At 35.7% G+C, this 14,002-nt stretch carries 12 protein-coding genes and 1 pseudogene; 9 read left to right on the forward strand and 4 right to left on the reverse strand.

The genetic code is table 11. The annotated features are described in order from the left end of the window. The first annotated feature begins 40 nt into the window (after window positions 1–40). A pseudogene (locus OZD70_RS05355) lies at window positions 41–873 on the forward strand (transposase family protein). A gap of 33 nt (window positions 874–906) precedes the next feature. Here OZD70_RS05355 and OZD70_RS05360 read toward each other — a convergent pair. Further along, window positions 907–1,032: a hypothetical protein gene (locus tag OZD70_RS05360; RefSeq protein ID WP_275021372.1), complete on the reverse strand. Its 126-nt coding sequence runs from the start codon at window positions 1,030–1,032 to the stop codon at window positions 907–909. A 748-nt stretch (window positions 1,033–1,780) separates the two neighbouring features. On the opposite strand from OZD70_RS05360, the gene OZD70_RS05365 reads away from it, so the two are divergent. The 5 genes from OZD70_RS05365 to leuS are packed head-to-tail and all read left to right on the forward strand — an operon-like array spanning window position 1,781 to window position 6,698. Beyond that, window positions 1,781–2,893, forward strand: coding sequence for an MFS transporter (locus tag OZD70_RS05365; protein WP_275021504.1), 1,113 nt, complete (start codon window positions 1,781–1,783; stop codon window positions 2,891–2,893). A gap of 60 nt (window positions 2,894–2,953) precedes the next feature. Next, window positions 2,954–3,259, forward strand: coding sequence for an integration host factor subunit alpha (locus OZD70_RS05370; protein ID WP_275021374.1), 306 nt, complete (start codon window positions 2,954–2,956; stop codon window positions 3,257–3,259). Further along, a complete protein-coding gene (locus OZD70_RS05375; protein WP_096617391.1) occupies window positions 3,259–3,585 on the forward strand; it encodes a MerR family transcriptional regulator in 327 nt (108 codons plus the stop codon). Before OZD70_RS05370 ends, OZD70_RS05375 begins: the two co-directional genes overlap by 1 nt. Window positions 3,586–3,638: 53 nt before the next feature. Continuing rightward, window positions 3,639–4,235, forward strand: a complete 597-nt coding sequence (locus OZD70_RS05380; protein WP_275021506.1) for a murein hydrolase activator EnvC family protein — start codon at window positions 3,639–3,641, stop codon at window positions 4,233–4,235. Window positions 4,236–4,247: 12 nt separating this feature from the next. Further along, window positions 4,248–6,698 carry a leucine--tRNA ligase gene (gene leuS / locus OZD70_RS05385; RefSeq protein ID WP_275021376.1) on the forward strand — a complete coding sequence of 817 codons (2,451 nt, stop codon included), beginning with the start codon at window positions 4,248–4,250 and terminating at the stop codon, window positions 6,696–6,698. Window positions 6,699–7,351: 653 nt separating this feature from the next. Here leuS and recF read toward each other — a convergent pair. Next, complete coding sequence (gene recF, locus OZD70_RS05390) at window positions 7,352–8,431, reverse strand: DNA replication/repair protein RecF (protein WP_275021378.1); 1,080 nt, start codon at window positions 8,429–8,431, stop codon at window positions 7,352–7,354. 16 nt (window positions 8,432–8,447) lie between these two features. Then, window positions 8,448–8,915: a thioredoxin-dependent thiol peroxidase gene (bcp, locus tag OZD70_RS05395; protein WP_275021508.1), complete on the reverse strand. Its 468-nt coding sequence runs from the start codon at window positions 8,913–8,915 to the stop codon at window positions 8,448–8,450. A 579-nt stretch (window positions 8,916–9,494) separates the two neighbouring features. Between bcp and OZD70_RS05400 the strand changes: the two genes are divergently transcribed. Then, window positions 9,495–10,280 carry an enoyl-ACP reductase FabI gene (locus OZD70_RS05400; RefSeq protein ID WP_275021380.1) on the forward strand — a complete coding sequence of 262 codons (786 nt, stop codon included), beginning with the start codon at window positions 9,495–9,497 and terminating at the stop codon, window positions 10,278–10,280. On the opposite strand, the gene secD is transcribed toward OZD70_RS05400, so the two are convergent. Continuing rightward, window positions 10,277–11,785, reverse strand: a complete 1,509-nt coding sequence (gene secD / locus OZD70_RS05405) for a protein translocase subunit SecD (RefSeq protein ID WP_275021383.1) — start codon at window positions 11,783–11,785, stop codon at window positions 10,277–10,279. The two genes, OZD70_RS05400 and secD, sit on opposite strands and share 4 nt — an antisense overlap. Before the next feature lie 73 nt (window positions 11,786–11,858). On the opposite strand from secD, the gene hemC reads away from it, so the two are divergent. Further along, the gene (hemC, locus tag OZD70_RS05410) at window positions 11,859–12,737 is read left to right on the forward strand and encodes a hydroxymethylbilane synthase (protein WP_275021385.1); all 879 of its coding nucleotides are present in this window, start codon (window positions 11,859–11,861) and stop codon (window positions 12,735–12,737) included. Beyond that, window positions 12,728–13,630: a UDP-N-acetylmuramate dehydrogenase gene (murB, locus tag OZD70_RS05415; protein WP_275021387.1), complete on the forward strand. Its 903-nt coding sequence runs from the start codon at window positions 12,728–12,730 to the stop codon at window positions 13,628–13,630. The genes hemC and murB overlap by 10 nt, the downstream gene beginning before the upstream one ends. The last annotated feature ends 372 nt before the right edge of the window (window positions 13,631–14,002 follow it).

The raw sequence follows: 14,002 nt of genomic DNA on the forward strand, positions 1-14,002 counted from the left end.
ATGGTAAAGTATGAAAAAGAGAAATAAAAAGTGAGGGAAAATGAGTCTGAATTACCATAAAGTAAGTAAACACCCGAGAAATTTTCGAGATGTAACGGGATTGAAAATAGAAGAATTCGAAAAATCTTGGAAAAAGTCCGTCCAGAGTGGAAAAAGCTTGAAAGACAGAAAAAGCGCCACGGAAGAATTGCTAATTTACCGACACTGGAAGATAAAATGTTGTGCGTAATTTTGTATTATCGGACCTACATAACCCACAGATTTTTAGGCTGCCTTTTCAACTTACATAATGCGAATATTTGCCGACTTTTGAAGAAAATGGAACCACTGTTGGCAAAAAAAATTACTATAAAAAAGGACAGAACCCTAACGCCAGAGAGGATTTTGAAGATACTGGCAGATGTTACAGAGCAGCAGATACAGCAGCCAAAAGAAAGCAGAAAACGGAAGAAAAGTTACTCTGGCAAGAAAAAAGTGCACACAATGAAAACAGAAATTGTGATCGAAGAAAGAGGGCAAATTTTATCGGTTTCAAGATCTCACCGTGGGAGAATTCACGATTTTCGGATAAGAAAACAGGAGAAATTGCTGCCTACAGACAGTATAAAGCATGCCGATTCTGGCTATCAGGGATGGCAAAAATTGCAAAGTAACGTTGTGATACCATACAAAAAATACCGAAAGAAGCCACTAACTGAGGAGCAAAAGGAGCACAACCGAGAGTTGGCATCATTTAGGATGAGGGTCGAAAATAAGATACGAGAATTGAAAATATTCAAGATTTTGTCGCACGTTTACCGTAACTTTCAGAAAAAATATAACATGAGATTTAATATTATTGAAGGTTTGGTGAATTTGAGGCATGGGTTTTAGCCTGCTGCTATTTTAGCCTAATTCACCCTGAAATTAGTATATACCTTTTCGCAGCAGGTCTGATGTCATCCGAGTAGCTTGACTACTTGGATCCAGGAAAAAGAATGATGTCATGAAAGTAGCCCCTATGATGTCATTCCAGTGCTCCTTTCTTGTCATCCCAGTGCCCAGACACTGGTTCTATGCAACTTAATTAAAAGCGTTTGTTTTAGCGTAAGACAACTACCTTTAGCTCATCAGCTTAGTTATAAGCAAAATTTCTGGATTCCAGACTGGAATGACGCCATTTGCTGTCTTCAAAAATGAATGTTCGTACAGCTATGGATTGGACACGGGTGGTTTAAAAAAGGCATTAGGACACAGGTTAAGGTAAAACTACTATAAGGACTATCTTGTACATTGGAATCAGCTCCCTGATCTAACAAGCATTGGACTAGTGGTGCACGTGCAGCACTTTTCCTGCATTGAATGGCAATGTGCAGTAGTGTTGTTTCTACTTCATAACCATCATCTAATTTGAATCTGAAGTTTGGATTAAATTCACTACTTTTCCATTCTTCATATACATTATTAAGTTCTTCTCTCAGCTAATTTTTTATTTCATCATAAATCTCAATAGAATCACCCTTACCAGAATCAATGGTGTCACTTATTCTTGCTAATATATTGTCAAACTTTTTGAATTGAGATGTATCTTGTGGTGCCATATTACCAACCTCTAGAATAAAATTATTTAATTATACAATAAAACTAAAGGGAATCAAGTCCAGCACTTATTCAGGAAACAATAGCTTAAAAAGAGACTTAGTGTTAAATTTCTAATAGATTACTTATAAAAATAAATCTTATGGAAAGCAGAGCTTGGTTCATTTGGCTGATCAGTAACTTGGTTGTTATATTCAGCAATATGCAGATAATTTATACTTTTATAAGTGTGAATCTCGAAAAAGAACTTAGACTGACAATTACGCAAGTTGCGCTAGCTAACTCAGTATATACTTGGACTTTTGCCATCTTACAATTTTTTAGTGGGGCAACGTTTAATGTTTTTTCCAGTAAAAAAATTTATTCTTTCTCGTTATCAACTATAATCCTCGGGTTTCTTATCCTTGTTAACGGTAACAATTTTTCCCATTTGATTTTGTCTCAAGTGTTGATTGCAACTGGAGCATCATTTGGTTTTATTGGTGCTGCTCATACAAGTAGCATATGTTTTTCCGCCGCCCAATTTGGACTAATGTTTTCACTAGTGCAGACAATTTCAAGCCTTTCTGCACTGATAATTCAAATATTGTTCTCTAGCTTGCTTGCCGAAGGTGCAGATTGGAAGAATCTGATTGTATGCATAATACTGTTTGGTGTGTTGATATTTGTACTTACGCTTTTTTGTCCAAACACACTTCCAGAAAGCAGTTCAGAAGAATGCACAATACAAAACTCTATAAGAACAGTAATGTTCACAGTGCTAAAATTAAGAGATATCTGGATAACTTCAGTGGTGGGTGCTATTACTTTTGGAACATTTTTAGCACTTAACACCCTGTGGGCTCCAAGGTTACTGGGCAACTCAGAACTCAATACAATGGAGTCAGGTATAGCAACCGCAATACTATGGCTTGGTCTTGCAGTTGGTGCTCCAATTGCAGATCGAATCTCAAACTTATTTAAAAATAGGAAATATGTAATTTCTGCTTTTGCTTTATTGCAAGGCGTCTCAATTATTATTTTACTATGCAGCCATTTAACAGTCCACGTTGTGTACTTTTGTATGTTAATGTTCGGGTTTTTTGCGGGAGGACATATGCTTAATTTTACTGTCGGCGGCGAGATTGTGAAACGAAAATACATTAGCACATCATCATCCATTATCAATGGGTTTCTGTTTATTGTCAGCGGAATTATAGTGTCAATGCTAGCACTTTTTACAAATCATCAAATGGCGCTTTTTGCAATATTTGCAATGTTGGCAGTTGCTAGTATTTTAAATTATGCTACAGAAGAGACGTACCCTAAAAAATAGGGTAGCTGAATCTTGAGTCGATTGCTATATTATATTTACGTATTATAATATTTATCAATAATGAATCACGTTACAATAAAAGACACAACAGTAACTAAGGCAACAATAGCTAAAAATATAAACCAAGAAATAGGATTATCAAAAGAAGACTCTGCTTCGATAATAGATGATATATTGAACGAAATAAAGACAAGCTTGGCAAAGGATGGAATAGTAAAAATATCGTCATTTGGAACATTCTTGGTTAAGAAAAAGAAGGAAAGACCAGGAAATATACCAAATACATCAGAGAAAGTGATGATTCAGGCAAGAAGTTTAATTTCTTTTAGGCCTTCAAAAATTATAAAAAAATTAATCAATAATTAATGAATAAGGAAAAATTATTTTATACGATTGGGGAAGTAGCTGAAGAGCTACATTTGGAACAGCATGTTTTAAGATTTTGGGAAGGTCAATTTCATCAAATTAAGCCTACAAAGCGTAAAGGAAGAAGGCTATATGATCGTAAGTGTATAGAGGCCATAAAGAAAGTAAAACACATGCTATATGATAAAGGATATACAATAAAAGGAGTGCAAAAAGAATTTGGTAATGATATAAGAGTCACAAAGAATTTGTTGCAAGAACTTACCGATTTGAGGGATTATTTAACTAGTAAAATAAATAACGAGGAAAGTAACGAACAGGTGTGAAACACTACGTCTCGCTAAAATTTTGGAGTTTTGTGAGAGTTGATATATCTAAAATGTGGCATATAGCTTCATTTCTTATATTATTAGCAATATTAATAGGCTGTGGCCTGCAAAAACCTGCACCTGTGCTGCTTAAAGGCGAAGAATTTTACGGAAAAAGAGAGCTGGAATATACAAGAGAGTACCATTTAATTAGGGAGCCTTTAATAAAAAAAGAAAATAGAAAAGCCATCATAAACAGGATATACAGAGATAATAATGATACGCAAAACGCGGGGGTAATTTGTAAATTTGTAATGCCAGTTAAAGGTACAGCTACGTCTTCTGATGAAACGTGTAAGGATGGCATAAAAATTGCTGCTCAAAATGGAACGAATGTAGTTGCCTCTGCACCCGGCAAAGTGGTATATGTAGGCAAAGGGCTGAGATGGTATGGAAATTTAATTATAGTAGAACACAAAGATAATTACATGACTGTGTACTCCTATTTAAAAAACATACATGTTGAAATTGGTGATAAAGTAAAACAGGGTCAAGTAATTGGGTCTGCAGGTAAGTCAAGTACGCAGGATAAAGATCCGCAGATGTGCTTTACAATACGGCATAACGGTCAAGCGGTTGATCCTTTGAAGCATATGAACTGTAATTGAATTTGGATTTATATGAAATATGATTTTAAAAACGTTGAAAAATTTTATCAAGATAAGTGGAATTTTTCTGTAAGCGAAAGTAGCAAGCAAGAGAAATGTTACGTGTTGGAGATGTTTCCATATCCATCTGGTAAAATTCACATGGGACACCTGCGCAACTATGCAATAGGAGATGTAATAGCACGTTATAAGAGAGCTTGCGGATTTGAGGTCTTGCACCCAATTGGCTGGGATGCGTTTGGATTACCAGCTGAAAATGCAGCAAGGGACAATAATATTAGCCCTGCGGCATGGACGAAAGAGAATATAGATAGTATGCGTGCGCAGCTTAGATCTATAGGTCTTTCTTATAACTGGGAGCGTGAACTCTCCACATGTGAGCCTGATTACTACAAACACGAACAAAAATTTTTCCTGGATTTTTTAAAGCATGGGCTTGCCTATCGAAAAGAGTCATGGGTTAACTGGGACCCGGTAGACCAAACAGTGCTTGCAAATGAACAAGTAGCCGATGGAAAAGGATGGCGGTCAGGCGCCGTTGTTGAAAAACGCAAGTTATTCCAATGGTTTTTAAAGATTACTGATTTCGCTGAAGATTTACTCAAGTGCTTGCAAGATCTAAAAAATTGGCCAGAAAAAGTCAAAACAATGCAAGAGCGCTGGATAGGGAAATCTGAAGGGGTCACCATAGAGTTTGAAATAGTTGGTCTAAATAAGAAATTAAAGATTTTTACAACTTCTCCTCATACTTTATTTGGAGCTTCTTTTCTTGCGGTAGCAGCAGAGTACCCTATTGTGCAGGATCTTAAGGACAAAGAAATACGAGACTTTATTGATAACATAAAGGCAAAGGGAGAGAATGGCGAAAAAATAGGAGTTTACACCGGATTAAACGTCAAGCATCCATTTCTTGATAAGGAATTGCCGCTTTACATAGCGAATTTTGTGTTGATGGAATATGGGGAAGGCGCGATTTTTGGTTGCCCTGCACATGATCAGCGTGATTTTGAATTTGCACAGAAATATGATTTGCCGATTATTCCTGTAGTTCGTGAAGAGGGTGCACAAGCCACAGAGACCTTAAAAAAAGTATACACCGGCAATGGGGTAATGTTCAATTCTGAATTCTTAAACGGATTAACTGTCAGCAAAGCAAAGGAAGTAGCCATTAAAAAGCTTGAAGAAAAAGGAATAGGCAAGAAAACGATAAACTATCGTTTACATGATTGGGGAATTTCAAGGCAACGTTATTGGGGATGCCCTATACCTATAATATATTGTAAGGATTGCGAAACTGTTCCAGTGCCAGAAAAAGACCTTCCTGTGGTTCTACCTGCAGATGTAGAATTTACAAGTGGTGGCAATCCGCTGGATAAGCACCCAACTTGGAAATTCGTTGATTGCCCAAAATGTGGAAAGCAAGCAGAGCGTGAAACTGATACATTCGATACCTTTTTTGAGTCTTCCTGGTATTTTGCTGCATTCTGTAGTGAAGACAAATCAATAGATAAAAATGCATGTAATCGTTTTATGCCTGTTGATTATTATATAGGTGGGATAGAACATGCAATTCTGCATTTGCTTTACTCACGATTTTTCTGCCGTGCTTTAACCAAATGTGGCTATTTTGATATTAAAGAGCCTTTCTCTACTTTAATTACTCAAGGAATGGTCTGCCATGCAACTTATAAAGACGAAAATGGTAAGTGGCTATTTCCCGCAGAAGCAAAAGAGTTGATTGCACAAGGAGCTAAGGTTCAAGTGGGCAAAGTTGAAAAAATGAGCAAGTCGAAAAAGAACACAGTTGATCCAAATTTTATCATAGAAAAATATGGTGCTGATACTGCTCGCTTGTTTGTGTTGTCCGACACTCCTCCAGAAAAAGATATGGAATGGTCCGATGATGGCGTGGAAGGTTGTTTTCGTTATGTAAATAAATTGCAGCGTATGGTCATGCAGCTGAGACCTGTAAATATACACTATGATAATGAAAGTATTACGGGTGGACTTCTAGAGTACAGAAAAAAAATTCATAAACTCTTACACAGACTTACAGATGATTTGGAAAACTGCAGATTAAACTGTGTAGTGGCAAAATTTCGTGAGATGACGAATTTAATAGCTGAAATAGATGTAAAAACTGGAAAATCTCTTATTGATGAAGGTATATGTATATTAATTAGAGTAATCGAACCATTCATACCACATCTAGCTGAAAGCCTATGGCAAGAAATAGGAGGTCAACCTTGGCCAAAAGCTGATGAATCATTATTAGTTGACGATACGGTAACTATAGCAGTACAAGTCAATGGAAAGTTACGTGCAACAATTGAAGTGACAGTTAACTTACCCCAAGAAGAATTAAAAAAAATAGCGATAGACTCTGTGTCCAGTAAGATCGGTCAAAGCAAAGTTCGCACTGTATATGCTGTACCAAATAAGATAGTAAATATAGTTATATAAAAAATCCGAGTGTATCTGTTCAGGCAATGGCATCAACTTAAGGGAAAATATCAGTGATAGTGTATAAAATTTCTCTCTAAAATTTTTACCATTAAATTACCCAAAAGCTGCAATAAACAGCACTTTTGTTTCTGTTTTATAGTATTTTCAAAAGCGAATGATAAAGGTATAATATATTCTATACCGAGAATATGCACGAGCTCCAAGAGGAGAAAAAATATATGCTGATGTTCCAGGAAAAAAGTGGGAAAGAGTGAGTATAATAGGTGGATGGATTAAAAGAAGTTTATTGCACCAATGATCTTCACAGGAGGGTTTAATAAAGATGTATTTAATGTATGGTTAGAGCGAACCACAATTGCATGTTTCAATATATCAGAGTTACCGGTTGTTCCAAGCTCCTATACGAGGTCATCACATTTTGTGAGCCACACCGGTGGCAGAATCTGGGTCACGAGGTCTTCTTCCTACACTCCATGTAAGAGCAGAAAGTGCCTCAAAAGAACTGTCACCTATCAACTCTGAAAAGTTATTATCTTCTCTTGCTTTCAACCAAGCAATACTTATTCATATCATCTGGGTAAGGTCACAGTCATATAATAAAAGACCAAGGACGTAAGTATTTCTTTCCTTTTGCAGGAGGATATTGTCACTTATTTACTTAACAATTCAAAAAACTTGAAAGAATAAAGATAGCTATTGAAATTATCTTGATTTACATCAGTTATCCAAGTTTGACATTGAATACTTAACACTTCCTCTATTAACGCCTTTCTGTAATGTTTATCCAGATGAGACATTATATCATCAAGTAGAAGAAGTGGTGCCCTATTGTAATGAATACACCTTGCTTTTACACTGGATAAAATAATAGAAAGCAGTAATAACTTTTGTTCTCCAGTGGAGCACAGATTTATTGGTACGTTTCTTTTTTGACAAAAAACCCAAAAATTATCGTTATGCACACCAAGGGTTACTCTACCAGTCAATGAATCTTTTTCTCTGTTTTTCTTTAGACGATTCTGAAAATATTCTGCAGTATCGTCCAAAGTTAGCTGGCTGCTGAATTTCAAACTTGCCTTCGGAAAAAGCTTACTGGAATGGTTATCAATTGTATCTTGTAATATTTTTAAAACAGAAGATCGCATATGTAAAATACTAACTGCATTAACGGCCATTATGTTTTCAAGACTAGAGAACCAGTTTTTGTTCAAAATGTTCTCCCTCAATAGTTTACTTCGCTCATGTTTAGCTTTTCTATATTTCATGTAGCAGCAAGTGTAATTTTCTTCAAACAGTGAAACTATACGGTCTAAAAACTTTAATCTGTCACTTGGAGAATTAAGAAGAACATAGTCCATTTGTGGAATCAGCCATATTACATTGGATATCTTATACAGAGATGAATAACTTGATTGCGTTTTTCCATCAATTTGTATTAGTTTCTTATCAAAACTCTTTGCGATACCAATTGAATTAAAATCCGTTCCATTAAAAAAATCATAGTGCACTGCCCAATCTTCATTACTGAATCTATTTTGTATCTCACTGGCTTTTGCTTTTTTCATTCCATTGCTTTTAGCAAGCAACGAGATTGCTTCAAGTATATTAGTTTTACCAATACCATTTTCGCCAGTTATTACAACTGAGCTATCATCTGAATCCAGCTCAAAGTTTGAGTGGCTACGAAAATTATGTAATTTCAGCTTTTTTATGTAGCAATGGGTAGCCATTAACCTATTCTTTAGTTTACATTCTCCTTACTTCTTCCAGAACCTCATCAACATGCCCACTAACTTTTACATTTTTCCAAATCTTCACTACTTTACCTTTTTTATCTATTAAAAAAGTAGTGCGCTCTATTCCCATATACTTTTTGCCAAACATACTTTTCTCTACCCAAACACCATATTTTTCCAACATTTCAGCATTCTCATCAGAAACTAAAGAAAATGGCAGAGAATATTTTGCTTTGAAGTTAGCATGGCGCTTAACACTATCTTTTGATACACCAATTATCACTGTGTCAAAGGAAGAAAAATCATCTATTTTATCTCTAAAGCCTTTTGCCTCCATCCTACAACCCGGAGTATCGTCTTTAGGATAAAAATAAAGAACTACATTTTTTTTATCAAAAAATTCACTTAATGATAAATTTTCACCAGAATCTGTTGGTAAGCTAAAATCAGGTGCATTATTTCCTACTGTTAATTTCATATCTCGCTCCATTAATACCACTTCTGTGGTATTATAGTAGTATGGCACATTATTTCCTACTGTTAATTCCATACTTTGCTCCATTGATAACACTTTTATCTATAGTAGTATATTGTAGTTAGAGTATCAAATTTTATATATAGCTAACAGATAAGATTCTTGATGGGGGCTTATTGATAAGTTTCTGCCTTGTATCTTGTAAAAAGCATCTAATGCTTTAAGCTTAAGCATTGTAAGTCATGCTCATTAGTTTCCTCATCTCTTTGGCAATACAACAAAGGTATCCCAGACTGGGATGACACCCTACTTAACCGCCATACTGCCGCGGTATCTCTTAGCCGCTAACACATAGCGAAATGACGAAGTTATCGTCATGCCACCGCGAACCGTCATACCGCCGCGGTATGACGTAGGGAAACCTTTCTTGGGTTAGCTATAGAAACTCTCATCGCTGCCTTTTTGTTAACAGTGGTGTTGCTAATGCTAGACTTCAAGTTACTGCAAAAAAATGTTTTAAAACATAGTGATATCTTGACTTTATCTAGTTAATACTCCAAATTATAAAAAACAGATAGTTCTATGACGGCAAGTCTATTACAAGGCAAAAAGGGGTTAATAACTGGAATAATAAATAAGAGATCGATAGCATGCGGTATAGCAAAAGCTCTCTCAGAGCACGGGGCAGAACTTGCAATCACCTACCAGAATGAAATAATAAAAGAAAAACTATCACCAATAGCAGATGAATTAAATGTGGAGCTAATATTACACTGTGACGTTTCAAATGAAAAAATCATAGATAACGCTTTTGAAATAATAAAGAAAAAATGGGGTACTCTTGACTTTTTGGTGCATGCAATAGCATTCTCCGATAAAAATGAGTTAGATGGTAAATATGTCAATACTTCACTGAATAACTTCCTCAATGCAATGCATATATCGTGCTATTCTTTCACTGCTTTAGCGCAAAGAGCTGGAAAAATGATGTCAGGTGGTGGTAGTTTACTTACTTTATCTTATTATGGTGCTGAAAAAGTTATGCCAAACTATAACGTTATGGGTTTATGTAAAGCAGCACTTGAAGCAAGTGTAAAATATATAGCATGTGATCTCGGGCCACAAAATATCAGAGTAAATGCAATTTCCGCTGGTCCAATCAGAACTTTAGCATCTTCTGGAATAAGCGATTTTCACTTCATATCAGAATGGAATAGAAATAATTCTCCGCTTAGACGCAATGTTACAATAGAGGATGTTGGCAAGGCAGCGTTATACTTATTAAGCGACTTAAGTAGTGGCACTACTGGAGAAATTTTGCACGTCGATTCAGGATATAACGTTGTGGGAATGAAGGTGGTTGACTAACAAAGCACTAGTTCCTTCGGGTTCATACACAACTCTATCAGGAGTTTTGTGACTGTGATTGCAGAAAACATCGAACATAAAATTCCTATTGATAAAGTGACAGAAAAGCCTCTAATCGCTCCGCTGCCAATAATGAACATTATTCCTGCAGCAATTAATGTAGTGATATTTGAATCCAGTATTGTCTTTATAGCATTTTTAAACCCTTCTTCAATAGCACGTTCCACTCTCTTGCCAGATTTGATTTCCTCGCGAATTCGCTCAAATATTAAAACATTTGCATCCACCGCCATACCGACAGTGAGTGCAATACCTGCAATCCCAGGTAAAGTTAGAGTTGCTTCAAGCAGAGTGAGAATTGATAATATAAGAATTACATTAGAAAAAAGCGCAACAGAAGCTAATATACCTAATTTGCCGTAAGTGATAATTATAAATAAAGCCACGGCTATAATAGAGATTGTTGCTGCCATTTCCCCTGCCTTTATTGATTCTTCTCCAAGACTTGGGCCAATGTTTTTTTCTTCAATTATTTTAAGTGGTGCTGGCAGTGCTCCAGATTTTAAAAGTATTGCAAGTTCGCTTGCTTGTTTTTCAGTGAAATTACCGCTAATTTCTCCCTCTCCATTTAAAATTGGCTCACGTATTGTAGGTACTGTTAAGACTGTGTTATCCAGAACAATTGCAAAAGGTTTTCCCATATTTTCTTTAGTGATTTTCGCGAATCTTTTACTCGCTATGCTGTCAAATTTAAAATGCACTGTTGGTTTACCTAAGTGACCAAATCTAACTGATACGTTAACCAGCGAATCGCCACCTATTTCAGTTTTGCGGAATATTGGATAAGAATTACCTAAAGAATCCTTGAGCATGACAGTAGTTTCGTGATCTATATCCTGCACCTTGGCTATGTTAGTATTTGCCAAATGAAAAGTTAGTTTAGCAGTTTTGCCAAGCAGAGATTTTATCTGCTTGGTGTCTTCTACTCCAGGCACCTGCACTAATATTTTATTCTGTCCTTGTTTTTGAACGCTGACTTCCTTTGTGCCAAGCTTGTCCAAACGGCGCTGAACATTGTTTATTGATTCTGCAGCTACTTCACTGATCAAAGAATTTTTATAATGGGGTTTATACGAAATGAGAATTGAAGAATCTTTTCTATTTAGCTCTAAATTTGGATTTATCGCATTAATCAACACAGATGCTTTTTTATAATCATCAATATTATTTAAAGTTACAACGCTATTTTGTACGTTAGATTCAATATTTTTTGTTAGCAATGTCTCTTTTATCTCACCTGCTAGCATGCTTAGCTTTTCCTTAAAATAGAAATCTAAGTCTATGTTTAAAAGCAAAGATGCCCCTCCTTTCAGGTCAAGGCCTAAGTTTATTCTTTTTTTCGAAATAAAAAGCTTATTATCAAAGAGATTTGGCAGTGTTATGTATAAAGCAAGTAAACAAATGCATAACACTGAAAAAGATTTGACTATAAGCCTGTTGTACATAAGTTGTAGGTTTAAAATTATAATAATTGATTGTAGACTAATTTTATGTACTGTTTAAGTTAAATTTAGATACATGTTAATCAGAATAGGTACCAGAGGAAGCAGTCTTGCAGTTGCCCAGGCTTTGGAAGCAAAACAAAAGTTGCTGGACTCTTTTCCTAACTTATCTATTGAAATTGTTAAGATAAAAACTTCTGGAGATAAGTATGCAAACGCAAATCTTGCTGAAATAGGAGGTAAAGGATTATTCATTAAAGAAATTGAGGCTGAATTGCTCGAAAATAATATAGATATGGCAGTTCATTCGCTAAAGGATGTGCCTGCGTTTTTTTCAGGGGGTTTAACAATTCCTTGTGTTTTAGAAAGGCTAAGTCCATGCGATGCGTTTATTTCTCATAAACACAATAGCCTTGAGTCTTTGCCACAGCAGGCTACTATTGCCACTTCTTCAATAAGAAGAAAAGTTCAGTTGTTAAATGTTAGACCAGATTTAAATATAGTACCGCTACGTGGAAATATAACAACTAGATTGCAAAATCAAAGTTTTGATGGAATAATTTTAGCTGAAGCTGGACTTATAAGATTAGAAAAGCATCACTTAATTATAGAGGTATTGCCACCAAAAGTTATGTTAAGTGCAGTGGGACAGGGAGCGATTTGTATTCAATGTAGAAGAAATAATGTAAAAATTATCGATCTTTTAGAAAAAATTAATAATAATATGTCTTTTATAAGAGTGAAATCAGAGCGCAGTTTTATGAAGACAGTGAATGGTTCATGTTTTACACCACTTGCAGCTTTGGCTGAATATGTGAACGGAAATATGCTACATCTTTGTTGTATGTTAGCAAGTGGAAAAAATATATACTTCACTGAGCGCACTTCATTTATAGAAGATGCGGAGAAAATGGGTATGGATGCAGGACTAGAGTTGAAATCAAAATGCTTATAAGCTTACCTAAAGTACGTGGAGTCTATCGTTATGACATCTTAATGTCTAAAGCGACGTGGTTAAACGTCGGTGGACGAGCTGATGTGTTATTTAAACCATGTGATATTGAAGATTTAACATACTTGATTAAAAATACTGAACTGCCAGTTAGTGTTATTGGTGCAACATCCAACATAATAGTACGAGATAGTGGCATTCGAGGAATAACAGTAAAATTAGGTAAGGAGTTTGCATATATTAAAAGTAAGGGTAACAACTCTATTGTTGCAGGTGGTGCTGCGCTGCTCAGGAACCTTGCTTACTTTGCAGGAGAGCAACAAATTAGTGGACTCGAGTTTCTAGTTGGAATTCCAGGAACAGTTGGTGGCGGAATAGAAATGAATGCAGGTGCGTATAGTAGTGACATCGCAAGCGTTGTACAATCCATAAAAGCAGTGAACCTAGAGGATGGAAACCTATATAAGTTCTCCAGCGAAGAAATGGGGTATTTTTACCGTGGACATAGCCTAAAAGGAAATTGGATTTTTGTTGAAGCTGAGTTTAAAGGAGTAAACTCAGAGTATGAGCTTATATTGCAAAGGTTAAAGGAAATTGTTGAGAAAAAAAATAAAAGCCAGCCAATGAGAGGAAAAACTGCTGGGTGCATATTCAAAAATCCAAAAAACTACCGAGCATGGGAGTTAATTGATAAATCTGGCTGCCTAGGATTAAATATTGGTGGAGCTAGAATCTCTAAGAAACATTGTAACTTCTTGCTCAATTACGATAATGCAACTGCATCTGACTTGGAAAACCTTGGCAACAGAGTAAAAGATGCAGTAAAGGATAAATTTAATGTTGAACTTGAGTGGGAGATAAGGGTTTTGGGTAGCGCTATTAGACAGTTTTTATAGCTTCTGTATATTCTAATTTTTTCTAATGACTCAGCATGATCGTAACCTTTCACACTTAATTAAACAGAATAAATTCTGTAATTTTGGGATGTTGAAAATTTACCTTACGTTGTTATTCCAGCGCATAACGCTGAAATCCAGATTTATAGAAACGAAAAAACTTACTTGACAAGCCTCGCCAGCCCCCTTACCATGATAGTGAAGGTATTCAGTTATCTTCATCTGTGCAGATTAAATAGCAAGAAAACAACGTAGTTGGCGTCTTATTTTTAATTTTTTGCACTATGTGCACCTTATGTCTTCACAACATTTCTGGGTTTTTACCTATACAAGCTGAAACGCGCTTATAAGTCGTTTAAGACAGTATAGTAC

The sequence above is a fragment of the Wolbachia endosymbiont of Drosophila tsacasi genome (assembly GCF_028982115.1).
GTDB classification, from domain to species: Bacteria; Pseudomonadota; Alphaproteobacteria; order Rickettsiales; family Anaplasmataceae; genus Wolbachia; species Wolbachia pipientis_B.

What these genes read in the sequence shown, in the direction of transcription:
- OZD70_RS05360 (WP_275021372.1), bottom strand. Translation starts at nt 1,032, where the DNA reads ATGACAAGAAAGGAGCACTGGAATGACATCATAGGGGCTACTTTCATG.
- OZD70_RS05365 (WP_275021504.1), top strand. Translation starts at nt 1,781, where the DNA reads ATGCAGATAATTTATACTTTTATAAGTGTGAATCTCGAAAAAGAACTT.
- OZD70_RS05370 (WP_275021374.1), top strand. Translation starts at nt 2,954, where the DNA reads ATGAATCACGTTACAATAAAAGACACAACAGTAACTAAGGCAACAATA.
- OZD70_RS05375 (WP_096617391.1), top strand. Translation starts at nt 3,259, where the DNA reads ATGAATAAGGAAAAATTATTTTATACGATTGGGGAAGTAGCTGAAGAG.
- OZD70_RS05380 (WP_275021506.1), top strand. Translation starts at nt 3,639, where the DNA reads ATGTGGCATATAGCTTCATTTCTTATATTATTAGCAATATTAATAGGC.
- leuS (WP_275021376.1), top strand. Translation starts at nt 4,248, where the DNA reads ATGAAATATGATTTTAAAAACGTTGAAAAATTTTATCAAGATAAGTGG.
- recF (WP_275021378.1), bottom strand. Translation starts at nt 8,431, where the DNA reads ATGGCTACCCATTGCTACATAAAAAAGCTGAAATTACATAATTTTCGT.
- bcp (WP_275021508.1), bottom strand. Translation starts at nt 8,915, where the DNA reads ATGAAATTAACAGTAGGAAATAATGCACCTGATTTTAGCTTACCAACA.
- OZD70_RS05400 (WP_275021380.1), top strand. Translation starts at nt 9,495, where the DNA reads ATGACGGCAAGTCTATTACAAGGCAAAAAGGGGTTAATAACTGGAATA.
- secD (WP_275021383.1), bottom strand. Translation starts at nt 11,785, where the DNA reads ATGTACAACAGGCTTATAGTCAAATCTTTTTCAGTGTTATGCATTTGT.
- hemC (WP_275021385.1), top strand. Translation starts at nt 11,859, where the DNA reads ATGTTAATCAGAATAGGTACCAGAGGAAGCAGTCTTGCAGTTGCCCAG.
- murB (WP_275021387.1), top strand. Translation starts at nt 12,728, where the DNA reads ATGCTTATAAGCTTACCTAAAGTACGTGGAGTCTATCGTTATGACATC.